At 41.9% G+C, this 24,667-nt stretch carries 21 protein-coding genes and 1 pseudogene; 15 read left to right on the top strand and 7 right to left on the bottom strand.

Annotation, left to right across the window (positions count from 1 at the left end; translation table 11 throughout):
• Positions 1-20: 20 nt before the first annotated feature.
• A complete protein-coding gene (locus MHH92_RS15110) occupies positions 21-872 on the bottom strand; it encodes an AraC family transcriptional regulator (RefSeq protein WP_340904638.1) in 852 nt (283 codons plus the stop codon).
• Between the two features lie 176 nt (positions 873-1,048).
• Between MHH92_RS15110 and MHH92_RS15115 the strand changes: the two genes are divergently transcribed.
• On the top strand, positions 1,049-2,455 hold the full coding sequence (locus MHH92_RS15115) for a family 4 glycosyl hydrolase (protein WP_340904639.1): 1,407 nt from the start codon (positions 1,049-1,051) through the stop codon (positions 2,453-2,455).
• Positions 2,456-2,542: 87 nt separating this feature from the next.
• Here the strand turns inward: MHH92_RS15115 and MHH92_RS15120 are convergent, their stop codons facing one another.
• The gene (locus MHH92_RS15120; RefSeq protein ID WP_340904640.1) at positions 2,543-3,430 is read right to left on the bottom strand and encodes a LysR family transcriptional regulator; all 888 of its coding nucleotides are present in this window, start codon (positions 3,428-3,430) and stop codon (positions 2,543-2,545) included.
• 384 nt (positions 3,431-3,814) lie between these two features.
• Between MHH92_RS15120 and MHH92_RS15125 the strand changes: the two genes are divergently transcribed.
• The 5 genes from MHH92_RS15125 (at position 3,815) to MHH92_RS15145 (ending at position 9,326) form a co-directional block, all read left to right on the top strand.
• Positions 3,815-4,561, top strand: a complete 747-nt coding sequence (locus MHH92_RS15125; RefSeq protein ID WP_082704226.1) for an acetoacetate decarboxylase — start codon at positions 3,815-3,817, stop codon at positions 4,559-4,561.
• A 14-nt stretch (positions 4,562-4,575) separates the two neighbouring features.
• Positions 4,576-5,607 (top strand): ketopantoate reductase family protein, encoded by a 1,032-nt coding sequence (locus MHH92_RS15130; RefSeq protein WP_340904644.1) that lies wholly within the window; start codon positions 4,576-4,578, stop codon positions 5,605-5,607.
• Positions 5,608-5,802: 195 nt separating this feature from the next.
• On the top strand, positions 5,803-6,453 hold the full coding sequence (locus tag MHH92_RS15135) for a hypothetical protein (protein ID WP_340904645.1): 651 nt from the start codon (positions 5,803-5,805) through the stop codon (positions 6,451-6,453).
• Between the two features lie 358 nt (positions 6,454-6,811).
• Positions 6,812-8,089, top strand: a complete 1,278-nt coding sequence (gene codB, locus MHH92_RS15140; protein ID WP_101313809.1) for a cytosine permease — start codon at positions 6,812-6,814, stop codon at positions 8,087-8,089.
• Positions 8,058-9,326: a cytosine deaminase gene (locus MHH92_RS15145; RefSeq protein ID WP_339187257.1), complete on the top strand. Its 1,269-nt coding sequence runs from the start codon at positions 8,058-8,060 to the stop codon at positions 9,324-9,326. Before codB ends, MHH92_RS15145 begins: the two co-directional genes overlap by 32 nt.
• A gap of 77 nt (positions 9,327-9,403) precedes the next feature.
• Here the strand turns inward: MHH92_RS15145 and MHH92_RS15150 are convergent, their stop codons facing one another.
• Positions 9,404-10,528, bottom strand: coding sequence for a GerAB/ArcD/ProY family transporter (locus tag MHH92_RS15150; RefSeq protein ID WP_340904647.1), 1,125 nt, complete (start codon positions 10,526-10,528; stop codon positions 9,404-9,406).
• A gap of 130 nt (positions 10,529-10,658) precedes the next feature.
• On the opposite strand from MHH92_RS15150, the gene MHH92_RS15155 reads away from it, so the two are divergent.
• From MHH92_RS15155 to MHH92_RS30585, 8 genes and pseudogenes are all read left to right on the top strand, one after another.
• Complete coding sequence (locus MHH92_RS15155; RefSeq protein ID WP_340904648.1) at positions 10,659-11,621, top strand: helix-turn-helix transcriptional regulator; 963 nt, start codon at positions 10,659-10,661, stop codon at positions 11,619-11,621.
• Positions 11,622-11,789: 168 nt separating this feature from the next.
• Positions 11,790-12,530 (top strand): type I methionyl aminopeptidase, encoded by a 741-nt coding sequence (map, locus tag MHH92_RS15160; protein ID WP_340904650.1) that lies wholly within the window; start codon positions 11,790-11,792, stop codon positions 12,528-12,530.
• A 164-nt stretch (positions 12,531-12,694) separates the two neighbouring features.
• Positions 12,695-13,933: a DUF418 domain-containing protein gene (locus MHH92_RS15165; RefSeq protein WP_340904651.1), complete on the top strand. Its 1,239-nt coding sequence runs from the start codon at positions 12,695-12,697 to the stop codon at positions 13,931-13,933.
• Between the two features lie 742 nt (positions 13,934-14,675).
• On the top strand, positions 14,676-15,281 hold the full coding sequence (locus tag MHH92_RS15170; RefSeq protein ID WP_340904653.1) for a hypothetical protein: 606 nt from the start codon (positions 14,676-14,678) through the stop codon (positions 15,279-15,281).
• Positions 15,282-15,620: 339 nt separating this feature from the next.
• Positions 15,621-16,325, top strand: a complete 705-nt coding sequence (locus tag MHH92_RS15175; protein ID WP_340904654.1) for a hypothetical protein — start codon at positions 15,621-15,623, stop codon at positions 16,323-16,325.
• Positions 16,326-17,178: 853 nt separating this feature from the next.
• A pseudogene (locus MHH92_RS15180) lies at positions 17,179-17,385 on the top strand (LLM class flavin-dependent oxidoreductase); the annotation flags it as partial.
• 69 nt (positions 17,386-17,454) lie between these two features.
• Positions 17,455-17,637, top strand: coding sequence for a hypothetical protein (locus tag MHH92_RS15185; RefSeq protein ID WP_053061555.1), 183 nt, complete (start codon positions 17,455-17,457; stop codon positions 17,635-17,637).
• 86 nt (positions 17,638-17,723) lie between these two features.
• Positions 17,724-17,939 (top strand): hypothetical protein, encoded by a 216-nt coding sequence (locus MHH92_RS30585; RefSeq protein ID WP_354437416.1) that lies wholly within the window; start codon positions 17,724-17,726, stop codon positions 17,937-17,939.
• Between the two features lie 344 nt (positions 17,940-18,283).
• Here the strand turns inward: MHH92_RS30585 and MHH92_RS15190 are convergent, their stop codons facing one another.
• Together MHH92_RS15190 and licT are read right to left on the bottom strand one after the other, a co-directional pair.
• On the bottom strand, positions 18,284-20,167 hold the full coding sequence (locus MHH92_RS15190; RefSeq protein WP_340904656.1) for a beta-glucoside-specific PTS transporter subunit IIABC: 1,884 nt from the start codon (positions 20,165-20,167) through the stop codon (positions 18,284-18,286).
• A 226-nt stretch (positions 20,168-20,393) separates the two neighbouring features.
• Entirely contained in the window at positions 20,394-21,236 is an 843-nt protein-coding gene (gene licT / locus MHH92_RS15195; RefSeq protein ID WP_340904658.1) for a BglG family transcription antiterminator LicT, read from the bottom strand.
• Between the two features lie 273 nt (positions 21,237-21,509).
• On the opposite strand from licT, the gene MHH92_RS15200 reads away from it, so the two are divergent.
• Positions 21,510-22,832 carry a 6-phospho-beta-glucosidase gene (locus tag MHH92_RS15200; RefSeq protein ID WP_076253107.1) on the top strand — a complete coding sequence of 441 codons (1,323 nt, stop codon included), beginning with the start codon at positions 21,510-21,512 and terminating at the stop codon, positions 22,830-22,832.
• Between the two features lie 150 nt (positions 22,833-22,982).
• Here MHH92_RS15200 and MHH92_RS15205 read toward each other — a convergent pair whose 3' ends face one another.
• Together MHH92_RS15205 and MHH92_RS15210 are read right to left on the bottom strand one after the other, a co-directional pair.
• Positions 22,983-23,948, bottom strand: coding sequence for a LacI family DNA-binding transcriptional regulator (locus MHH92_RS15205; RefSeq protein ID WP_076253108.1), 966 nt, complete (start codon positions 23,946-23,948; stop codon positions 22,983-22,985).
• A 232-nt stretch (positions 23,949-24,180) separates the two neighbouring features.
• Positions 24,181-24,624, bottom strand: coding sequence for a MarR family winged helix-turn-helix transcriptional regulator (locus MHH92_RS15210; RefSeq protein WP_076253214.1), 444 nt, complete (start codon positions 24,622-24,624; stop codon positions 24,181-24,183).
• Between the last annotated feature and the right edge of the window lie 43 nt (positions 24,625-24,667).

The following is a 24,667-nucleotide window of genomic DNA, read 5'->3' on the forward strand; positions in this document are numbered from 1 at the left end:
CTTTCTTTGTCTGCGGTATGTTATTCAAATTTGGAAGGGGGCACGTTGTAGAATTTTTTGAATGCTTTGGAGAACGTAAAGGGATCGGGATAACCCAGAAATCCGGCAATTTGCTGGATCGTATATTTTTTCTCGTACAGATAGTCTCTGGCCCGGTTCATTTTGATCTGATTGATATACTGCCCCGGTGTAATACCGAGAATTTTTTTAAACAACGAAATAAAATATTTCTCAGAGACGCCAGCAATGTCTGCAAGTTCGTTAACTCGGATGGCACGATGCAGATTTGCATCCACGTATGGGAAGACATTCTGCAGAACTTCCAGACTTCCTTCGATCTTCCTCGGTTTTCGGTCTTTCAGAAACTCACCCTGATACAGCCCTTGCCTATGTAATTCCAAAATTTTGGCGATGACGAGAAGTAGAGAGGCTTTCAAATAAAGTGGACTGGCGGAAGCGCCGCTACTCTGCTTGAATCTTCGATAGGACGAGGTGAATAGCGTTGATTCCTCTTGAATCAGATTGCCAGGTACGATGCCCGGGAGCTGAAACTCGCCGAGAATTCGCTTTTGCTCAGCGATGCTGAAATCAAAGTGCATGTATACGAATCGGCACATCTCTCCGGTCGTGGAAGCAATATAGGGCATATCCGGATAAAAAAACACCACGTCACCCGGGCCTGCGATATGCTCGATTCCATCGATGGTAATCTGGACGGAGCCTGCTGTAATGAACCACAGATCATAATCGGAATGAGCCTTGTGCTCCGTCCAATTACTGTCGTGCGTTTGTTCCAAATAAGAGCTCATGCGAAGTGTGATATACTCCGAAAGTTCGTCGATTATACTCATATTTACAGTTCCTGTGTGCATCTAATCCAACTCATTCCTCTCTACTTTATGACATCCTTCATTTTTCACTATCATAACAAAGGATTTATCTCTTGTTAACTATCGTACGATATGACATGTTTTGAAAACTATCACACATTCCGATTCCAGCTCACTCACCTATAATGAACTTATATCGTTAAGAGGAGGGGTTATTGATGAATGCTACAAGTACTCAGCATCCAAAGGTAGTTGTTATTGGGGCGGGCAGCCTGTTTTTTGGTCGGCAGTCCATCTGGCAGATGGTACACTCCCCATATTTGAATCAGGGAACGCTGGCTTTGGTGGATACGGACGAGGAACGGCTTTCGAAAATGGTAAAACTAGCGGAAATGGTCGCCAAGGAGAACAACGTATCCCTAAAGATTGAGGGTTCGGTGGATCGAAGACAGGTGCTTCCGGGAGCCGACTTCGTTGTACTCAGCTTTGCGGAGCAATCGGTGAAGTATCGGGGCATCGACTGCCAGATTTCTCTAAAGTATGGGATTCGCATGTGTTCCGGCGATACGATTGGCCCTGGAGGAATCTTTCGCGCGATGCGGGAACTGCCGGTTATCATGGAATGCGCCAAAGACATAGAGGAGCTGTGTCCAGATGCGTGGGTGATCAATTATATTAACCCGTCTACCGTTCATGGCATCGCATTACATCGATATGCTCCGAAGCTTAAATCGTTTGCGCTGTGCGATAGTCATCATATGCCGCATAAGAAAGCCTATTATGCCGTACGAGCCGGAATCATCGAAAATACAAGCCAGTTTACCGCAGGAATAGACCAGAAATTCGATCTTCGTATCGCGGGTGTTAATCATTTCACTTGGCTGCTCAAAGCCGAGTATGAAGGAAACAATGTGATGCCCACAATCGCAGAAGCCATGCGCAAGATGGCAGGTGATGAAAATAACGGCGGTGATCGCGGCGCAAAAGCTCTGTATAACGATGCAATTACCTATGAACTATATGATATTTTCGGAATCATTCCTACTTGTACGGCGCATACGAAGGAATACGTTCGGTATTGGCAGGGTCTTGGCAAAACTGCGGACACCATTCCGCCATTATCGATCTGGGAGACAGAGGACAGGTATGAGCGTCATGACGAAATGTGGCGTCAGGTGGATGACTTTCTTGCAGGGAACATTCCGATTGCCGATTACATGAGCACCTTCGGACCAGATCATGCGACCGACATCATTGAGAATATGGTAGGGAACTTGGGCAAAAAGTTCTTCATCAATACGCTCAATCAAGGAGCGGTAACCAATATGAATGCGGATTCGTTCCTGGAACTACTGTGCGATGTAGATATGGATGGGGCGAAACCACTCCATGTAGGCGAGATGCCGCGTGGGATAAGAGGGATGCAAGAACTTGTACTGGATACGCATGAGCTTACGGTTGAAGCTGTTCTGGAACAGAGCTACGAGAAGCTGAGAAGGGCGATGCTCACCGACCCGCTCGTGAGTTCCATCAGTGACGCGGACAAGATCATCCATGAATTGTTGGAACTGGAGCGTAAGATGATTCCGGACGTTTGGTACAAGGATAGACTGCAGTATAGCTAAGAACGATAACGATCAAAGACCACATCGGTTCCTTCAAAGGGACTAACGTGGTCTTTGTTTTTATCGTTTGTCATGTATCAAGAAATCCTACTCCACTTTAAACAATCCAGCATGGTCTTCATAGTACGAAGTAATAAAATCACGAAATTCTCCAACAGCAGGAGATAACCGTTTTTGTTTGACCCAGGATAGGCTAATGGGATATATAGCTGAATCATCAGCAATTTTTACATAACGTAACCCCAGTGCTCTACATACGGAGATCGGAATTAATGCAACACCTTGATTAAGGCTGATAATTTCAAGCAGGGTATGAGAATCGACCTCAAATGCATGATTGGGGAGGAAACCTGCTTTTTCACAGAGCATAGTTGTAAAGTGGCTGTACTCCTTATTATCGGCAAGGGAAATAAAGGGCTCATTTGCAACAACACTTAATGAAATGCTTGTTTCTCCGCCGTATGCATGATCCGTGGGCACAACAAGAACAATGTCCTCCTCAACAAGAACAACACTCTCAATCTCCTCATCCTGAATCGGATGCCCCGTAATGCCCAGATGCATGTCACCTTTCTTCAAACCTGTAATAATTTCACTGCGGGTCCCAATACCCTGATGAAGCTTGGTTTCAGGGGAACCGTTGATATAGTCACTAATGAGACCAGTGAGAAATCGGGTATTCGTAATCGAGATCCTGATCGTATTGGATATTTGCTGTTCCTCCGCTTTAATCTCCATCTCTGCATTTTCAATTTCAATAAAAATCCGGTTTACATGCTTCAATAAAATCTCACCTGAGGAATTCAGTTGAATATTTCGTCCTCTCCTATGAAATAAGGGGGTACCCAGTTCATCCTCAAGTCTTTTAATCGTTAAGCTTAGGGAAGGTTGAGCGATATTCAATTGGGCAGCTGCCTTGGAGATATGTTCAGTATAGGCAACGGTTTGAAAGTATTTGAGCTGAAGCAATTCCATCCATTCGCACTCCTTATTTATTCTGATAAATATATATAGTACTTATTATGTATTATATTAAATTTAAATATTGATGTAGAATTTTTTTATGAGATACAGATCAAATTTTAAATACCAAAAACCTGACTATATAAGTTGAACTAATTATTTACACAATAACGGAGAGGAAAGAAAAAACCTGAAAAAGCAAAGCGTTCGCCTAAAAGCTTTCTGAAAGAAAGCTACATCGGAAGCATAACCTATCACCGGATTTTCCCCTTTAGAAGGGGAATCGAAAAATCTGGGGATAACAGCGATTGGAAGGTTGTTCTGTCATCGTAGTGTCAGTGTGAATGATCTTGAGTTCAACTTATATAGAAACAAAACATAAGGTAGGTGTCTTTGATGAAAATCGATGTGAATAACATAGCTAAAAATCTGAATACACCCCTAACAGCTCCTGCATATCCAATGCCACCGTACAAATTCGTGAATCGTGAATATTTGAATATTATTTACCGGACCGATGAAAAAGCGTTACGGGCAGCCGTACCAGAGCCTCTGGAAATTACTGAACCTTTGGTTAAATTCGAAGTGATGTGGATGCCGGATGTTTCTGGACTGGGTGCTTATACAGAAGCTGGACAAGTTATCCCTGTTCAATTTAATGGGGAGGAAGGCGATTATGTGCATTCGATGTACGTAGACAATTTCCCCGCGATTGCGAGTGGTCGAGAGCTCACCGCCTATCCGAAAAAGCTGGGTGCGCCCAAGCTGTATACCGATTCAGATACACTTGTCGGCACACTTGATTATGGAACGCTGCGTGTAGCCACGGCAACGATGGGATATAAACATGTGGAGATGGATAAAGAGTTCGCCAAACGTGAAATATGCCGACCTAATTTTATGATTAAGATTGCTACCGACTATACCGGGAATTTAAGAATATGTGATCTGATCCGTACTCAAATTACGGACATCGAAGTGAAGGAGGCTTGGACAGGACCTGCCCGGCTTCAACTGTTCGAACATGCGTTGGCACCTCTTGCAGATCTGCCTGTGTTGGAAGTTGTGTCCGCTTCTCATATTCTTACCAACTTAACCTTAAACGCTGCACAACCTGTATACAACTACCTGGAAGAGAAATAAGGAGGAAAAATATAATGAGAATTGCAATTGTAGGAGCAGGATCTTTGGGAACCATCGTAGGCGCATACCTTGCGGATGGCGGACTGGACGTTGAGTTAATTGATGCATATCAGGAACATGTAGATGCTTTAAATCAGACGGGTGCTAAAGTGACGGGTACCACAGAGTTTCAGGCCAAAGTAAAAGCAATTACTCCCGATCAGAAATCAGGACAGTATGACCTTGTTTTACTTTTAACCAAACAACTCTACAACGATTCCATTCTTCAGGAATTACTTCCATTCTTGAAAGAAGAAAGTATGGTGTGTTCGTTGCAGAACGGGATTCCGGAAGAAAAAGTGGCGTCCATTGTGGGTGAAAAACGTGTGATTGCTGGCTCCGTTGAATTTGGCGCTACGCTCATTGAACCGGGTGTGTCGAGCCTGACCATCGAGTACACTCAATTTAAGCAGTATGCTTTTCAGATTGGTGAATTAAATGGTGAAATCACCGAACGAATTCAACGTGTCAAATCGGTGTTGGACCTTGTGGGTGGAACACATATTTCCGATAACCTGGTTGGAACCAAATGGTCCAAATTGTTGATTAACAATGCATTTAGTGGTTTATCAGCTGCATTGAATGGGGAATACGGGGATATTATCGATCATGAAGCCGGCATTGTAAGTGCAGCTCATATTGCGGACGAGACGATTAAAGTTGCTCGTGCCAATGGAGTCACATTGGTTAAAATGAATGGATTCGACATCGCTTCACTCGAACTGAACAGCAAAGAAGATATCCCTGAACGGGTGAAAACATTACGTTACGTGATGGAGCCCTCCAGATTGCTCAAAGCAAGCATGCTTCAAGATCTGGAGAAGAACCGCAAAACGGAGATTGATTATATTAATGGGGTTGTTTCAAGCAGAGCAGAAGGTACCGGAATTGCGACACCTTATAATGATTTAGTAGTAAAACTGGTCAAATCTGCTGAAGAAACTCAAACCGTTCCTGATTTTGACACGAACATAAAAGCTTTTGAAGAACTATTAAGTGGACAATAATAAATTCAATTATTTCAACTGAAAGTCGCTAATATAGCGGCTTTTTTGTTGTATCAGTAAATCTAATCAGGCTTGATTTTGCGACAGATAGAATATTCTTCGTGATTTTTGTTTCCTAAGATTATACAAAAAGGGGAATTAAATTTGATATAATATAGACTTGCTGGTTATTTTTCTATTAGAAGGAGATTCATTATGAGGTACTCTTGGTGGGAATTCGGGTTTTATTTGGTTGTATTGATGTTTGTCTTGTTTATGCAAATAAACGAATATCCTCTATTTCTGATTGTGGGGGTTGTAGTCGTTACCATTCTTATCGCATTTATTAAGCATGTTTTTTATCCTTTAGTATTTGATAAGCGTATAGATCGGTTAGAGTCCTTTTTATCCAAGCAGCAAAATACACCTGGGACATACATTATTTACGTTCTTGCAAACAGACTTGATGATGAGGTAGAACTAGTTATGGAGCAGATTATGCAGAAATATAAGCGAAGAACAACACAAGCACAGTTCAAGGCAGCTTACGGATTATATCGCAAGGATATGTTTGCCATTCGGCAAGCTGTACCTCATATCGGCTTATCGGACTACCGTACATATTACGAAACCATTCTACTCTTGGAAGACGGGAAAAGTGAAGATGCGCGTGAAAGACTTCAATCCATTAAAAAACAGTGGATGCGATCAACATTGCTCGCGGGTATTGAACTCAAAGCAGAAAACCGCGATACCGCTATTCAGCACGCGCATGAAGCACTTAACTCTTCCAGAGGTGTTAATCGTTATGTTTTATATAAGGAATACGAAAGAGTATTACCAGAGGTTGTTGGACACATATCGTAAACTCGACATTATTATTTGCTTGCTCCAGCCACTGGTTAAGGAGGAATGATAAAAAAACAGCTTGCTGTATAAGAAATTAATAACCTTTGGATAATAATGACATTGACAACTGCAGGTTTTTCCAAAATAATAGTATGTAATTGAATACTGGTACCTTTAATTCAGTCCAGAGAGGCTGGCAAGGGCAGCGGATTTCATAATCACGCGAGAATCAGGGCTTATCCCGTCATGGGATGCTCTGTGTCTTCGCGCGGATTATGATGCAAAAAGAGGCTACTTGTCAGTGTATAACTTGACGAGTAGCCTCTTTTTTCTGCTTTTTTTGGTATCAGATACACTTTACGTTGGGGGTATTCTGATGAGCAAACAAGATCAAGAGTTTTCATGGCAAGCTGTGCCGAAATCACAAAGAAACCACTTTTGGAAGACGTTATCCGTCATGCTCGGTTTCACATTTTTCTCAGCAAGCATGCTGGCAGGAGGCACGTTGGGAGTAAGCTTGACGTTCATGGAGTTCATTGGCATCGTGCTTGCGGGTAATCTGGTGCTCGGTATCTACACAGGGGCACTGGCACATATCGCTGCCAAAACGGGCCTGTCAACACATTTGCTCGCTAAATATGCGTTCGGTGCGAAAGGGTCGTATCTGCCTTCATTCCTGCTAGGCTTCACACAAGTCGGATGGTTCGGAGTAGGCGTAGCCATGTTCGCGATTCCAGTCGCCAAAGCCATGGATTGGAACGTGTACCTGCTAATTATCGTGTTCGGACTTGCCATGACGGCATCAGCCATCTTTGGCATGAAGTCACTCGTCATTCTCGGATATATCGCGGTTCCTGCGATTGCCATTCTCGGTGGTTACTCCATGTTCGAAGGTGCAGGTTCGCTGGGTGGTCTGCAAGGGTTGCTTGATTACATGCCGACTCAATCGCTTACCGCGGCGGCAGCATTAACGATCTGTATCGGATCATTCATAAGCGGCGGAACGCTGACACCCGATTTTGCCCGGTTTTCCCGGACATCGAAACAGGCAGTTACCGCAACAGTGATTGCATTCTTCCTGGGTAACTCACTCATGTTTCTGTTTGGTGCAGTTGGTGCAATGGCATATAACTTGGCCGATATCTCGGAGGTCATGTTCCTGCAAGGATTGATCATCCCGGCAATTATCGTTCTGGGCCTGAATATCTGGACGACCAATGATAATGCACTGTACGCTTCGGGTCTTGGTTTTGCGAACATCACCAAAATCTCAAAGAAATTCTTCGTCGTCGTAAACGGTATCGTGGGTACCGTATTCGCCATGTGGATGTACAACAACTTCGTCAGCTTCCTAAACGTACTGGGGGCGGCGGTACCATCGATCGGGGCTATTATTATCGCAGATTACTTCATTGTGAAACGTAGAAACTATAAGCCATTTGCCGACATGTCATTCAAAAATGTAAACTGGGTAGCGATGGTGGCTTGGGCCATCGGCGTGGCATTCGCTCAACTGGCTCCTGGCGTAACACCATTGAACGCACTGCTTGGTACAGCAGTGGCCTATATCGTTTTGATGCTGATTGTTCCTGCGAAAGAAACCAAAGAAATGGGGAAAATAAATGATTATACAGAACGCAAAATTGCGGGGTAAAGAAGGACTATGGAATATCGTTGTGAAAGACGGAAAGTTCGAACGAATCACACAATCGCTGGAAACGACCGAGAATGAAGAGATCCTGGATGTCAACGGATCGCTTGTGCTGCCACCGTTTATTGAGCCGCATATTCATCTCGATACAACGCTCACTGCAGGTGAGCCGGAGTGGAATCTAAGCGGAACGCTGTTCGAAGGCATCCAACGCTGGTCAGAGCGCAAGGCTTTTTTAACACATGAAGATGTCAAAACACGTTCCAAAACGGCACTGAAATGGCAATTGGCACAAGGTATCCAGCATGTGCGGACACATGTGGACGTTACCGATCCAAGCTTGATCGCCGTTAAAGCCATGCTTGAAGTAAAAGAAGAAATGGCTCCATATATGGACATCCAGCTTGTTGCTTTCCCACAGGAAGGCATTCACTCTTATCCAAACGGTGCAGAATTGCTGGAAGAGTCGTTGAAAATGGGCGTTGACGTGGTAGGCGGCATTCCACACTTCGAATTCACACGAGAATACGGTGTTGATTCAATGAAGGTCGCGTTTGATCTGGCCGAAAAATACGATCGTCTCATCGATATCCATTGCGATGAAATCGATGATGAGCAATCCCGTTTTGTTGAAGTCGTTGCCAAGGAGGCTTACGAGCGTGGACTGGGTTCACGAACAACGGCAAGCCACACGACAGCAATGGGGTCATATAATGACGCTTATACGTACAAATTGTTCCGTTTGCTGAAGATGGCTGATTTGAACTTTGTCTCCAATCCGCTGGTTAACATTCACCTGCAAGGACGCTTCGACACGTATCCAAAAAGAAGAGGGCTGACGCGTGTCAAAGAGTTGCAGGAAGCAGGTCTAAATGTTTGCTTTGGTCACGATGACATCTTCGATCCATGGTATCCGCTCGGTACAGGCAACATGCTGCAAGTACTGCACATGGGGATTCATGCTTCGCAGCTGCTTGGTTACGACCAGATCGTGAATTCGATCGACCTCATTACGAAAAACAGCGCAAGAACGTTACACATTGAGGATGTATACGGTATTGAAGAAGGTAAACCTGCTAACTTCATCGTACTTGAAGCAGAGAACGAATATGAGGCTGTTCGCAAACAAGCCGGCGTACTTTATTCCTACAGAGGTGGCCGCAAAATTGCGGAATCGAAGCCGCGGGACACATCCATCATTTTTGAAGGCGGTACAGAAAAGGTTACTTTTAATAAATAATGAAGAAAATATACTCCCATTAAAGTCGCTATTTTAGCGGCTTTTTTTACTGTCTACACACAATAAGAACCAAACATTCAGCTTGTCTTACGTGCTTCACTAGAAGCCTGCTTCCCGCCTTTTTTACGAACAAAACTAATGATCAGCAGTAGCAGCGGTAACAAGCCAAATAAAAAAATGGACATATTGCCAAGAAAATCACCCAAAGCTAACGTTTCCTCCAGGTTTTTAGGCAAGTAAGCAATTACATACAAGACTGGCAACATGGCGAATTGTATGCTCGTAATATTTTTGAGACGAAACAAATCTCGGATCCCGATTGCCGCAAAATAGTGTTTAAAAGCATAGGTTGCAAAGATCTGCATCAGCCAAAACACAATGAACAGCGATTCATAACGCTCAAAAAGAAACCCCTCAATTTCAAAACTTCGAACCATGTCGAACGTTGGCCACATTCGTGTTTGAATTCCTGGCAAAGATAAGTTTCCTACAACGGTAACAATCGTGACCAAATATATGATCGTACAACTAAGTATGCTGTATATAGCAGCTTTATTGCTCGCTTTCACGTCCACCATGTAAGCTGTGATGATGAGTAAAACTTCATATCCAGAATAGGAGAGACACGAAGGTTTAAGACCTTTCAACACAGGCATGAATCCATCGCCCAGGAGTGGTCTGAGGTTATTAATTTCAAACATCTTGCTGCTTAAAAGGAAAACCAGCGCTAACAACACAAGCGTAACGGGCAACACGATTGAAAAGACCCGGATGATGACCTTAAGACCACCCGTTAACATATAAATACCAATCCACAAACTGACCATAATGGTGACCCAAGTAGGCGTGCGCTCAAGGATGTACATACTTGTAATTTCGGCCATGACTCTAACTTCGAATGAACAAAGAACAACAAAATATACGATAATTAAAAGTCCCAATAGATAAGCAATCCACTGACCTGTGATTTCGGGTATAAATTCGAATACCGTTTTACCGGGGAATCTACGACACAAGGTTACAAGAAGGATGCTGATTGTGGTTACAATTAATCCTGATAAAATGACAGAAATCCATACATCTGGTGTCCCTACTGCTTTACTAATTGTGCGAGGGAGTGTTAGAATTCCAGCTCCGAGTATTGAATTGATAACTACAATAATGACCTCGGAGGTATTAATATTAGTTGTGGATTTCTTCATTGGCCTTCGCTCCAAACCGGAGAATATATTTCTAGGTAGTATCGCCCAACGAAGTTGTTTTATGTAAAATATGCTGTACTGATATAATGTAGAGATATCCAATAATGATTTGAAGATGAGGATGCAGGTTATGCCAAAGAACGATAATATGTTAGCCATTCTATGGATGCTGAATTCAGGCACCAAAGTAACTGCAAAACAGATGTCCGAAAAGTTAGAAATCAATATAAGAACCGTATATCGATATATTGATGCTTTATGTGCCAGTGGAGTACCGATCATTTCCGATACAGGTCACAACGGCGGGTATAGCTTGCTGAATCAGCATATCAAGGCACCTCTGTTATTTGATATTGATGAAAAAAAGGCACTTCTCCAAGCTGCTGTTTTTGCAAAAGAAGCTGGATATCCTTTGAGTGAGGCATTGGACAATGCAACATCCAAATTGAAAATGTATACAAATCAGGATCAGGAAAACACACTTCGCCGTCATTTAGCCGGGTTTAACGTTATCAATCGCATGGGAGATCCATCGGTTCAGCCGATCTTGGCGGAATTGGAGCAAGCCGTGGCTAATCATTGCTCTGTCGAAATTGATTATCTCAGAAGCCGAGATGAACAACCCAAGAATAGAGTAATAGACCCGTATGGAATGGTTTACTGGAATAATAAATGGTATACCATTGCGTTTTGCCACTTGAGAAATGAGTTCCGCAGCTTTCGGGCAGATCGTATTCTGCGAATCAAGCTTACTCCGCTCCGCTTTAAGCGTTCGGAAGCTTTTTCTGCTCGTGAATTTTTTCTGCAAAATTTGTTACCTGATGTAGGAGGGAAAGAGGGGTTAATTTCCTTGGTTATCGAAGGCCGATCAGAGGCATTGGATGACTTGGGGCTGCATTGGTTTATGGGACATTATCTGAAAGAGCGGACTTCTAATCAAGCCATCTTTTTATTTGATGAAAAATCAATTGATACATACGTCCCCTATTTTCTCCTATCCTATGGGAAGTCCATTCAAGTCATCGAACCACAGCGTTTGAAGGACAGACTTGTTGCTGTTGTATCCGAGTTAATGGAATACTATCAACTTTAACAACTTCACTGACAGCATTTGAACTCATCGGATTTTGATCAGGGAACTTGATAAAGAACTTGATAAAAAAGTTGCGAAGCTTTGCTGCTTTGGATATGATTATCTAATGTTCGATTAAAAAAATACTTATGTAATCATTTAATGATAAAAGACAGTGAGGTAGAAAAAATGATCGCAAGAACTGAAGAAGATTTTAATGGCTTGAAGGAAATTGGCAAAATTGTGGCTTCTATTCGAGATGAATTGGTTCAAAGAACCATCCCAGGCATAACGACTAAAGAGCTTGATGATTTGGCAGGAGAGCTTTTTGAGAAAGCTGGCGCAGTTTCTGCTCCAAAAAGTGAATATAATTTCCCGGGATTTACTTGTATTAGTGTTAATGAAGAAGTGGCACATGGTATTCCGGGAGATCGGGTTATTCAAGAAGGGGACATCGTCAATATTGATGTGTCTGGCTCCAAGAACAGTTATTTTGCAGATACGGGACTCTCGTTTGTCGTAGGCGAAGGTGAAGAAGTGTTAACGAAAATATGCGACGTTGTTAAACTGGCATTTGAAGCAGGTCTTAAAAAAGCAAAACCAGGCTCCAAAAAAAGCGGAATCGGGAAAGCCGTATTCCAAACTGCTAGACAGCATGAATTAACGGTTATTAAAAACCTTACAGGACATGGTGTTGGACGTGGAATACACGAAGCACCTGACCACATCTATAATTATAATGATCCATCGGATGATGAATTGTTAAAAGAAGGTATGGTTATCGCATTCGAGCCATTTATCTCAACTTCAGAAGAAGAAGTGGACCAAACAGGGGACGGCTGGACCTTTGTTACTAAAAACAGCTATGTAGCTCAAATAGAACATACGATTATTCTTACTAAAAATGGTCCAATTATTGTCACTCTTTAAGGTGTTCAAACTGAAAGTCGCTAAATATAGCGACTTTTTTTGTTTTATTGGTACGTCAAAATAAATCAAAATATAAACGTCCGCTTATTAATTTATGTTGAAATTATGGAAGGATTTAACGTATATTTAGATCTGATCTTTATGTTATAGACAGAGGTGATTGATTGAGCACATCAAAAAAGCGCGTTCAAGTCATTGATGGACTGCGTGGATTCAGTCTGGTCGGCATTGTGCTGGCGAATATGCTGGCTTTCCAATATGGAATGTATGGCCAGAGCAAACCCCAACTGTTCGGGATTGGCGGAGCAGATCAGGCTTTCCTCTCATTCCTGCTGATCACTGTGGTGGGAAGTTTTATGCCGATTTTTGCATTTATGTTTGGCTTTGGAATGGTTAAGCTCTCGGAAAGCCTAAAATCACGAGATTTACGACCAAAGTGTCATCTGGCACGCCGTTTTCTACTACTGTTTGGAGTCGGATTACTGCACATCATCTATCTGTGGGAAGGGGATATCCTTACATTTTATGGTGTACTCGGTTTCTTCTTGCTCATGTTCCTTAATCGGAAACCCAGAACGCTGCTCATATGGGCGGTACTGCTACTCATGGGATCGGGCATACTTGGTCTCCCGGCATCTAATCCGATGAACCCGCTGGCGATTGAGTCCATTCATATGGAGAACTACATCATTCAAAGTCAGGATGTATACGGCAACGGCACATACGCGGAAATCAGGAATTTCAGTAATAACGGCGATCCATTCGGCGGGGATTTGGAGCTGTCATTTGCCCTGATAGCCCTGATGTTAGCACCACTCATGACGGTGCCGATGTTCCTGCTCGGCATGCACGCTGCCAGAATAGGCACGTTTAGCGATCCCCAAACGATGCGAGCTATGTATCTTCGCCGGGCATCATTATTGATTCCGGTAGGTTTGATACTCAAAGCATACGGTGTATTGGCACCACAATTGGGTGCGGAAGGTTGGCTCGGAATAGGAATCGGGGGGACGCTTGGAGGAGCGTTGCTTGCACTCGGATACATATACGCATTCGCGCTGTTGTATGCTGGAAACCGCCGTTTCAGCCTGATGGGCAGGTTCGAGGCGGTCGGCCGTCTCTCGTTGACGAATTATCTGATGCAGAGCGTAATCTGTACAACAATTTTCTATGGATATGGCCTGGGACTGTTTGGAAGTGCTGGCGTGTTTATCGGAGCAATTATTGCGCTTGCTGTCTACGTTATTCAACTGTGGCTCAGTCCGCTATATCTTAAGAAATTTAGCAATGGACCTGTCGAGTATATCCTACGGATTTGGACTTATCTGTCCTGGAAAGGGCAGCCAAGAAAGAAGAAAAGATCGAATTTAACTACGAATGAAAACGCGCCTGGTGTTCAGTAAGCATAAAGTGTTATCGTGAAACGCAAAAAGAAGCTCGTTCCACCAAAAGAAAGGGCTTCTTTATGCCGTAACGATCATCTTCCTAATGTTTCCTGTTATAATTAGTAATTATTTATAGATTCAACATATCAACCCTAATACATAAGCTAACTAATATAGTGCGGGCAGTGGTAAGGTAATGCGAAATGAAAGATGAAGCATATACATTCAACTGTTTCCACTCAAGCTTGAAAGGATCATTATTGTGCTAAAAATAATTAATTTTCTTCTTTTCTTGCTGATCATATGGGTAGTTATCTTTTATCCTTTTCGTTTTGCTTGGTTTGAAGGTTTGAAACAGATTCCTGCAGATCTTCATGGTGTTTATTTACTTTTCTTGTTCTTTGGATATCTGATCTGTTCATCGGCTATGGGACTTATGGTTGGCAAGATGTTTTTTAAACGAAAAGAACAGTGATTAATCTAAAGTATTTTAAAAAGAGAACGCACTCCTTTGGACTGTTCAGAAAATTGGAACACGTAATCCCTTTTTAGTCGTACCGATGAATTCTTTCTTTAGCAGATAGACAACGAATTGAAAATATGAAAGAAGTGAATCTTTATTATAGTGAAGTGATGTATTATTTAGATGATCCTGTACAACTTGTAGGCAAAACAGTCACCAGTGCTTGCAAACGAAAACTAGAGAGTACTTAGTTAATGAACTCGTAAAATAAAACAGGCTATGAAAGGAGAGGAAAGTTTGAAAGTTAAAGAGTTGGAAGAGTATATCCGGTCAGAGTTAATGAAAGTTGATGGTGACGAGCTTGCCTTTATACAGTTAACTGGTAAGGAGGAAAGATTGATTAGGGACAAAACCGCCTATGCAATGTATAGAGATGGAATGGTGGTTAAACGAGAGCATAAATACATAGATATCGTGACATTCCAAGATGACAATTACTCTGACTTAATAGAATTCAGTTTATTTTATACGTGGGATTTGCTCCAAGAAAAAATGTATATGAACAAGAATGGTATTTTTGCCAAGCTCACCAAAGACAAAACAAAACTAGCTAATTTCCCGATTGCGGTTAATAAATTTATGGTACTCTGCATCTTACATCCTCGAAGAGACAAAGAGCTAGAGCTTTTCGAGAAGGAAAATCTGTTCTCTTACCCACAGTTTTTTGATAAATTTTTGATGAATAAATATGATGAAATACCTTTAATTGGTTTTAACAGAATTAAAAACGATTTCTATCACAATATCCCGGATGAAGCAATTAGCCATTTCAAAATGGAATTTGGAGTGTATCGAGCAACACAGCTAAACATGTATTTTTGGATTATTCCTATAATAAAGTGACATGAGCTCATGGTAGCAACTCCTCAAGAAAACAAAAAAACACTCCCATGAAATTAGTTTAAGAACTATAACGTCAAACTTCACACCTTTATTTCTTAATGAGTGTAACTTCCTTTCGTTGAGAAATGGCTACACATGATTCATAATTGCTTTCTTGATAATACATACAAAGTGGAAAGGGCCAAAGTAACCGCTTACTATCGAACCTAAACGTAAGATGAAACAATCAAGTATGCTCAGAACAGAAAAAAAATATAACACAGCAAGGATAGTAAACTGTCTCAAATTTTCATAATAAGGACCTTTACTATACTCTGATATATGAAAGGAAATGTGCTATTGGAACAGAATGACTATAAAGAAACTAAATTAACATTTATGTTCAATACTAGTTTTAGAGAATACCTTTCCCAATTTTTCGAGCAAGTGGCTGACAATTTTGCTAAAGTTCTTAAGGAATTTTCTTCTAAAACAGATTGGATTTTAGATCCTGAAATATTTGTGCATACGAAGGTATTGAACAGTGTAATGACGCACCTTGGTAATAACGATATTTACAATGCACAAAAAGTCTACAGGCGATATATGTTTAACCATTATACTGTAGAGAAAATTCTTGAGATTGAAAAAGTATGGATTGCTAACCCTACATTAAATAATCGAATCAATATTCTTAAACAGGTTTTAGAAGCCCACAACGGAGGAAAGTATTTTTTATCTGTACCGGTCCTTCTCACTCAAATTGAAGGATATGTTTATGATTCTTTTAAATTTAGGGAACACCTTAAGCAGAAAGCTCTAATTAACCTCATGAAGGATAAGGAAAATTTTCTTATCTACGCTGAATCAATTAGTGACTATTGTGAGAATATGATTTACACTTCTTTTAGTCCAGGAAATCCAATCGAATCTAAAATCAGTAGACATGCTATCTTACACGGTTTCGATCTTAACTACGGAACAAAAGAGATTTCTCTAAAACTGATCATCTTAATGAATGTAATGCAGTACTTAATCCCGATGACAATACAGATTGAAGATTAAAATGGTTTATAGGTTTATCTATCCCCTACTAAGAACCGCTTTTTTTGAATTCAATAATCACAGTCACTCTATAACCGAGAAAGTCATGAAGCATGTTTGTATTATGTATTAGGATGAAACTATCCTGCTAAAACATAGAACCAGCTGTGAACATATACTGACGAAATACTCTATCGAATATGTTAGTACTAGCGTTGATCTAAAAGATGAAGATGTTCCAATTTTGTATTTGTCTATTGAGGACATAACAGAAGCGTTAACAACTTAAAAAGATGGACTGAGGTTATTTGAGCAGATTTCCTCATAATGGAGCTGTGGTAAATAGCAATCCATCGATACAATAGAAGAGGGAAGCAACCATTGGCCGGCTGTGCATCGTCTTGACGCCGCGCATCTATATTGCCTGGCGTTAGAAAAGGCATCCACTGGTTCACGACTAGATGGGGTCGCAGATGAAGGAGTACCATTTTGCGACATCGCGAGTGCTATTGGTGAGCAGCTGAACGTACCTTTAGTCAGTATTTCACGCGAAGAGGCAGATGCCCATTTTGGCTTTCTCAGAACACTCGCAGCGCTCGATATCCTTAGATCAAGCGTTGTAACTCAGGAACTTATGGGATGGCGGCCAGTGCAACCTTTACTGATTCTGATCTTAAACAGTCTAATTACTTCAACAATTGATTGGAATTTTCACACCTTTTAAAAAAATAAAAACCATTAAAAGTCGCTATTCAAGCGGCTTTTTGTTTTAGCCATGTAAGTTTCCTATCTCAGGAGTTGAGGGAAAAAACTTATTCCGATGGTCGATTAGATAATTATGCATATTGAATTCGTAACTTGTGTATTTAAATAAAAATCAAATTATCTATATATAAGCCTGCAGATGTTAGGCGATGCCTCCAACTTTGGCAACCCGGATCCCACGTTGTTCTTTGCATCGATCGCTCGTGAAATGAAACGGATCGGACTTGTTACGACGATCTCTACCACGTCTAATCCTCCGTATGTTGTAGCCAGACAACTCCTGTCTTTACACTGGCTAAATAATGGACGTGCAGGCTAGAATATTCGTCACTTTCTATTGGAGGGGCATTGCTCTGGCTAATACGATTAGGTGAGGAGTATGAAAATGAATCCCAATATACAAAGAAAAATTGAGTACTTGGAGAATATTGAGAGGTTTCCAGCAAAGGAGTTATTTGAGTTTATACAGCTTAATAAAGAGGAGGAACTATTAGACCTTGGGGCTGGCACAGGTTATATAAGCTTTGCTTTTGCTAATTACGTGAAAAGAGTAGTTGCATTGGGTTAAGATGCTGATATTTTACAGTATTTAGAATTAAAAGATAAGGAGCAGGGGTTGCCAACATTGAAACCACTGCCGCAAATTTTAAAGAGATGCCACTCGCGAACGAAAGATTAGAAAAGGGCGTTGCTTCCATATCGTTACACGAAGTTCAACCTCTTTCGTCCGTACTGCTTGAAATCCATAGCGTATTAAAAGACAAAGGGATCTTTGTGTGCATTGAATTAGAGGAGTCAGAGATGCCTACTGGTCCAAGAGTTTCACCCGAGAAAATGGGAAATTGTAAAGGCAGGTTTCTCAGTTATTAATACGATCCATTCACCGACGCAAGTTGCTAACCAACCCGTCTATATCATCATTGCACAGAAGGATTAATAAGAAAAATACACCCGTACGTATTTAGAATGTATTAAAATTCCGTATTTACATCCGGCTTTATAATCAAATTTGATGAGCACCGTGATTGGATTACTGAAAACTTCCATGGGAATTTACAATTGTAGCTGATAAATAAACGGAAAGTGCTATCCAGAGAAGAGAAACACTCCTTTGCAGGAGTGGCTTCTTTGGATCATACGGAATAAGTGAATTAGTAGACAGTTATATAACCTGAAAATAGTTCAATTACCGACAGGTAATCCATCTCCAATCGTTAGACTACCGCCGACATTAGATAATCGCCTTGCTTCACTTCCTGTTCAGTAGTTTTTAACACGTCCAAGTAGTTGGCGGAGTTGGTAACGATGACTGAGGTGGCAGTGATGTAACCGGCTGTCCGGATTTGCTCCGCGTCAAACTCTACAAGCAGTTGCCCGCAAGAAACCCGATCGCCCTCTTTAACTTTTTTCTCAAAAAATTGTCCTTTTAGCTTTACCGTATTCACTCCAATATGGATCAGAAGCTCCATGCCACTGTCCGTGGTCAGACCGAGCGCATGACCGGTAGGGAATACGGTGGTTACGACACCATTGATTGGCGATACCAAAATTCCATCAGTGGGTTCAATGACAAGCCCCTGTCCCATGGCACCTGAAGAGAAGGCGGGATCAGGCAAATCTTCAAGTAGCTGAACACTGCCTTTCAGCGGACTCACAATGATTTCCTTTTTTAACCGAGATTCACTTGGCTCAATCGCTTGTTTTTCCTGTCCAGAAGTTTCAATCTGCGGCTCCTCAACAGTAGCCTCAAGATCCTTGAATCCAAGCAGCAACGTGAGTAGAAAAGCCAGGACAAAAGATACGGAAACACCGATCACAACCGAGGCGAACCCCGTTGTTACGTAAGTAGGAAAAGCGAGCAGGCTGGGAAGTGAGTAAGCGACTGCCCGACCACCCCCGACTCCGATAATTGCGCCCCCGATCGCTGCGGAAATACATGCGTAAATGAACGGTTTTTTCAATCGTAAAGTAACCCCGTAAATGCCTGGTTCCGTAATTCCGAAAATTGCAGTAATCGTAGCAGATCCGGAAAGGGTTTTAAGCTGTGAATTGCGGGTTTTCAGCATAACGGCGAGCAAAGCACCGGCTTGAGCCAGCACGGCTGCGGTCAACATCGGCCGCATTAAGTCATAGCCTATTGTCGCCAGATTATTAAGTGTAATTGGAAGAAAAGCCCAGTGAAGTCCAAAGATAACAATGACCTGCCAGAAACCACCAGTGACTGCTCCCGCCAACATTGGGCTGAATTGCATGAGTGAGGTAAAACCGCTAGCTAACCCCTGACTAACACTGTTGCCGATCGGTCCAAAAGCAAGAATGGTAAGCGGGACGACAATTAGAAGCGACAGCATCGGCACAAGAATATTGCGGATAGACTGGTGAATAATCGAGTTGAACCATTTTTCTATATGAGATTGAACCCACACCGCCAGAAGGATTGGAAACACGGTGGAAGTGTACATCACAAGCACAATGGGGATGCCTAAGAAATCATAAGTTTGACCGCTATTAAACGCAGCGGAAATGGTCGGAAAGACCAGGGCTCCTGCAATAGCCAAGGATACGTTCATATTAGCTTTGAATTTCCTTGCGGCAGTAACTGCCAAAAATATGGGCAAAAAGGTGAATACACTGCTTGATGCCGCGTTTAAAATTAGATAAGTTCCTGAGGTGTCATCTAGCCACCCGAGCGCGACAGACAAAACAACCAGACCTTTGAGCAATCCAGCTCCAGCTAGCGCACTGAGCAGCGGGGAAAAAACACTGGAAATAAGATCTACGGTTTTTCCAAATATTCCTGTTTTTTCTGCATTCTCTTTAGTATCCGTTTTGCTGCCGCCATCTTGAAGGTTGGTGTGCTCCATGATTCCTTCATAAACCTTGGATACGTTATTACCGATGACGACTTGAAATTGACCGCCGCTTTTCACAACGGTGATGACTCCAGCTGTATTTTTCAACGCCTGTTCATTCGTTTTTGTATGATCTTTCAGGGTGAATCTAAGCCTGGTTGCACAGTGATATACATCATTCACATTAGATTCACCGCCAACAAGTTCAATAACACGTATGGACAGTTCTTTGTCTTTATTACTCATAGCATATTGCCTCCTTCATGATGGGTAATTGATCTCAGGTTGTGAGCTGTTCGTTCCTGATGTGCCGGCTTACATCGTTTCACTTCCAAAAAGCAGCAAAACCTGAACTCGTGGCAAAATAAAAAGAAAAATCATTTTGCCATCAGTCCAGGTTTTGCCTGCTTTACCAGTCACAATCCTTTATCCTAATGTGTTGTATATGAAGTTTTAGCTTGAAAGAAATAGGCTATAAAGTGCTTCGTTCAGTAAGCCGCTGGATATGAATGGTTAAGTAAACGAATTCATCTTTGTTTAAGGACTGTACATACGTTTTTTCTAAGTACTCGTTGATCTTGCAAGTGCAGGAAAAGGCTTTGACATAAGTCTTTTTCACCTGCTGATATAAAAAATCTTCGCCGCTTTGGTGAATCTCGTGGCGCAATAAGCGCATGGCGAAATATTGAAGGTGTGTTAAGAAACGCGAATAATTTAAGCTCGATTCATCAAGAACAGTGCCGTAATGGTACGTGACGATTTTCAAAATTTCATTGACAATTTCAGTCATCTTTATCGTCAATTTCATTTCAGTGCCGTCAAGTCGGGCATTGACGACATGTAAGGCGATAAAACCAGCCTCATCTTCCCCGAGCGAAACCCCAATCATGTCGCTGATTAACTGCAGAGCATCCAATCCGATACTGAATTCCGTTTTATAGAAACGTTTAATTTCGAACAGCATGGCATTTTTAATCTCCATACCTTTGTTCTTACGTTGGATGGCAAAACTAATATGGTCGGTTAACGACAGATAAATATTGTCGCTGAGATCAGTACCAAGGACGCGGTTGGCGTGTTTTACGATCTCGTTCACAACTTCGAAATGAACGGCGGGTAATTCATGAATCAGTTCAGCCATTTTTACAGCAAAGGCATGCTCGGCTAAATGGAAGATTTTATCGATCTTGTGTTCATCGACCTCATCACCTGCACTTTTTTGGAAGGAGATGCCTTTACCCATAACGATGACTTCCTTCCCCTTTGTATTGCGGGTCAGCAGAAGGTTATTGTTTAATACTTTTTCAATAATCATGTGCATCGGCTCCTTGTTTTCTGCAATATGCATAAAAAAAACCTAAGATAGTTCAAACGCCGCCAATTGGTTAACGGCATTCAAACTTTCTTAGGTATTGCCCGAATCAACGGTCACAATCCTTATTTGAGGTAACTATAGCACAAGTGATAAAGCGGTTTCAAGTTACAAATTAATCCCATTTAATCCCATCAAAAAAAGTGCTTGACATGTAATGCATTACACAAGATAGAGTCCAAATTGAGAACAAAATAGAACAAGGAGGACTTCAAAATGAAAAAAGGATTAAAAATTGTGACGATTGGCGGCGGATCGAGTTACACCCCAGAATTGATTGAAGGTTTTATCAAACGGCATCATGAACTTCCAATACGTGAATTGTGGCTGGTAGATATTGAAGCAGGAAGAGAGAAACTTGAAATTGTAGGAGCCATGGCTAAACGGATGGTAAAAGCGGCGGGAATCGACTGTGATATTCACTTGACGCTTAATCGAAGAGAAGCGTTGGCCGATGCTGATTTTGTCACCACCCAATTCCGGGTCGGTCTTTTGGAAGCTCGTATTAAGGACGAAACGATTCCGATTAGCCATGGGATGATTGGTCAGGAAACCAACGGAGCAGGTGGGATGTTCAAAGCATTCCGTACCATTCCGGTCGTTCTTGGAATTGTTGAGGACATGAAGGAACTTTGCCCAGATGCTTGGTTAATCAATTTCACGAACCCTGCGGGAATGGTAACTGAAGCTGTGCTCCAATATGGTAAATGGGAGAAGGTCATTGGTTTGTGCAATGTTCCGATTATTTCCTCCAAGAATGAAGCTGCTGTTCTGGAAAAAAATGAAGAGGAGCTGTTCTTCAAATTTGCCGGTATTAATCACCTTCACTGGCACAAAATTTATGACCGAGATGGTAAAGAGCTAACTAAACAGGCCATTGAAAAGCTCTACGGTCCTGATGCCGAGCCAGAAAAAATGGTCGAAAATATAAAAAGCATGCGTTTCTTGTATGAGCAAATTCTCCAACTGGGTATGCTGCCTTGTCCTTATCACCGGTACTATTACATGACCGACAGCATGCTTGAAGAGGAAGTAGAAGCGGTCAATGGCGAAGGAACTCGCGGGCAGGTTGTGAAACGCCTGGAGGAAAGTTTGTTTGAACTTTATAAAGATCCTAACCTGAATTACAAGCCTAAGGAATTGGAAAAACGCGGAGGTGCTTATTACAGCGACGCAGCTTGTGAAGTTATTAATTCCGTATATAACAACAAGGGAACGCATATGGTAGTCAACACACAGAACCGCGGAGCAATTAGCGATCTACCATATAACAGTGCCATCGAAGTTACAAGTATCATTACAGCCCATGGTGCAGAGCCTGTTCACTTTGGCGCATTCCCGTCCGCACAAAAAGGGCTATTGCAGGTGATGAAGGCAATGGAGGAACTGACGATCGAAGCAGCGGTCACAGGAGATTATGCAACCGCTCTACAAGCATTCACACTTAATCCGCTCGTTACCAGCGGTGACATTGCTAAGGTAGTTTTAGATGAAATGTTGGAAGCGCATAAAGAACATCTTCCGCAATTTCACAAATAATTTATTTAGAGATTGAAGTCATTCAGGCCTGTCCCTCATATAGGGACAGGCCTGAATGTTGTTCGTTCATGAAGTTTAACGGGATGGAAGAGAAAAGAACTCATGATCTCAAATGGGCTCTTTTCTTCGTTTAAAAGGATGGATGTTGTTTTATGTAGATTTTCGTTCAATCAGTCTAAACTGAAGAGGATGAAGATTGGATGCCGAATTTTCCAGCATACTCATAATAATATTAAAGGCATTCTCTGCTTGTTTATCCACGGGGTAATGGATCGTTGTCAGATCCAGCAGGTGAGCGCTGTCTGTATTATCAAATCCCATGATTCCCACATCATCCGGAACCGAAAACCCCGAGCGTTGAATCTCCGTTAAAATACCTGCTGCTACCTCATCAGTCGAACAGGAAATGGCATCCGGCTTGTCCGTTTGTTCTATCCACCATCGCGCTATTTCCTCACCATCATGAATGGTGACTTTATTATGAAATTGCGGAAAGCCAGTGTTCTTCAACCCATGCTTCTGTACAAAATCCTCATAAGCTCTTATTCGCTCCAAGGTATTCTGTCCTTTGGACGAATACACGTTCAAAATTTTACGATAACCTCTGGCATACAGATATTCGAGACCCAGCGTATAACCTTGATATTGGTCCATAAATACGGACGGTATGGTGTCGCTGGTAAGACGCTGCCATGTTACAATTGGCCCATATTTCGTATAGGATTCGATGATATCCCACTCAATCGTCCGTACCAGACAAAGAAGGGCATCCACCTGTTTACTGCGTAACATTTCAAGCGCTACAAGCTCCTTATCACGATCTCCGTCTGTCATAAAAAGCATAATGTTGAATCCGTATTTTTGGGATATCATGTGGAATGAACGGACAAGTGACATCAAAAGGGGATTGTAAGTAACACCCATAACACCGATGACTTTTGTCGCTCCATTTTTTAAGGACTTTGCATTCGAATTAGGGACATAATCCAATTGCTCAATGATGTTCAAGACTTTTTCTCTTGTTAAATCGCTTACATAAGGATGTCTATTAATTACCCTTGAAACGGTTGCTGTAGAAACGCCTGCAAGACGTGCAATCTCTTGAATATTTGCCATCTGATCCACCTCATCATAAGGATAGCACGATTTTAATTGTTTACAAGGTAGAGGCTATCATCTCGATATGTGACCAGGTAATGGCATGTTAGATGTTGAGAACAAAAACTTAAATCCTCGCAATGTGACACGTATTTTTCATTAACCTTCTACGTTGGTTGAAAAACCGAAACCACGTTTGTTAGAAGCTCACCTTTAACAAACGTGGTCGAGAGGGCAGCTAGATAAGACGCTAAGAGCTTGAGTTTGTCCTTTCCGCCAGTTTAGTAATCAACTCGATATCTTGTTCGGTTAATTGTTCAAAAAAATGTTTGCGTATTGCCTTGGAGAGGTAGGGACGGGCATCATCTAACATTGATTTTCCAGAAGAAGTGATACTGACTTGTACTCCACGATCGTTGTCTAATGGTTTCTTCATCACGAGTCCACGTTTTTCCATACGCTTCAGATGATGAGATAATCGACTTTTATCCCAGTCCATAGAGTCGGCTAATTCCTGTTGGCGAAGGCTACCATCCCCAAAAAGGACTAATCGGTCCAATACTCCAAAATCACCCTCTGACAATCCTGAGTGATCGGCCATATCTTTGACGATACGACCGAAGATGGTCTGAAAGGAACCTTTCCACATATGCCATATTCGCATTTCTTCTTCGTTAAGTTCATTTTTATCCATAGGAGCATAATAACATGGTTGACGCGTCAACTTAGTTCATATG

It is taken from the genome of Paenibacillus sp. FSL M7-1414 (genome assembly GCF_038003195.1).
In the GTDB taxonomy this organism is placed as follows: domain Bacteria; phylum Bacillota; class Bacilli; order Paenibacillales; family Paenibacillaceae; genus Paenibacillus; species Paenibacillus amylolyticus.

Coding starts and splice junctions, on each gene's coding strand:
- MHH92_RS15110 (WP_340904638.1), bottom strand. CDS start 872: ATGCACACAGGAACTGTAAATATGAGTATAATCGACGAACTTTCGGAG.
- MHH92_RS15125 (WP_082704226.1), top strand. CDS start 3,815: ATGAAAATCGATGTGAATAACATAGCTAAAAATCTGAATACACCCCTA.
- MHH92_RS15120 (WP_340904640.1), bottom strand. CDS start 3,430: ATGGAATTGCTTCAGCTCAAATACTTTCAAACCGTTGCCTATACTGAA.
- MHH92_RS15210 (WP_076253214.1), bottom strand. CDS start 24,624: ATGGATAAAAATGAACTTAACGAAGAAGAAATGCGAATATGGCATATG.
- MHH92_RS15145 (WP_339187257.1), top strand. CDS start 8,058: ATGATTATACAGAACGCAAAATTGCGGGGTAAAGAAGGACTATGGAAT.
- MHH92_RS15200 (WP_076253107.1), top strand. CDS start 21,510: ATGAAAAAAGGATTAAAAATTGTGACGATTGGCGGCGGATCGAGTTAC.
- MHH92_RS15205 (WP_076253108.1), bottom strand. CDS start 23,948: ATGGCAAATATTCAAGAGATTGCACGTCTTGCAGGCGTTTCTACAGCA.
- MHH92_RS15150 (WP_340904647.1), bottom strand. CDS start 10,528: ATGAAGAAATCCACAACTAATATTAATACCTCCGAGGTCATTATTGTA.
- map (WP_340904650.1), top strand. CDS start 11,790: ATGATCGCAAGAACTGAAGAAGATTTTAATGGCTTGAAGGAAATTGGC.
- MHH92_RS15135 (WP_340904645.1), top strand. CDS start 5,803: ATGAGGTACTCTTGGTGGGAATTCGGGTTTTATTTGGTTGTATTGATG.
- MHH92_RS15185 (WP_053061555.1), top strand. CDS start 17,455: ATGAATCCCAATATACAAAGAAAAATTGAGTACTTGGAGAATATTGAG.
- codB (WP_101313809.1), top strand. CDS start 6,812: ATGAGCAAACAAGATCAAGAGTTTTCATGGCAAGCTGTGCCGAAATCA.
- MHH92_RS15130 (WP_340904644.1), top strand. CDS start 4,576: ATGAGAATTGCAATTGTAGGAGCAGGATCTTTGGGAACCATCGTAGGC.
- MHH92_RS15190 (WP_340904656.1), bottom strand. CDS start 20,167: ATGAGTAATAAAGACAAAGAACTGTCCATACGTGTTATTGAACTTGTT.
- MHH92_RS15115 (WP_340904639.1), top strand. CDS start 1,049: ATGAATGCTACAAGTACTCAGCATCCAAAGGTAGTTGTTATTGGGGCG.
- MHH92_RS15155 (WP_340904648.1), top strand. CDS start 10,659: ATGCCAAAGAACGATAATATGTTAGCCATTCTATGGATGCTGAATTCA.
- licT (WP_340904658.1), bottom strand. CDS start 21,236: ATGATTATTGAAAAAGTATTAAACAATAACCTTCTGCTGACCCGCAAT.
- MHH92_RS30585 (WP_354437416.1), top strand. CDS start 17,724: ATGCCACTCGCGAACGAAAGATTAGAAAAGGGCGTTGCTTCCATATCG.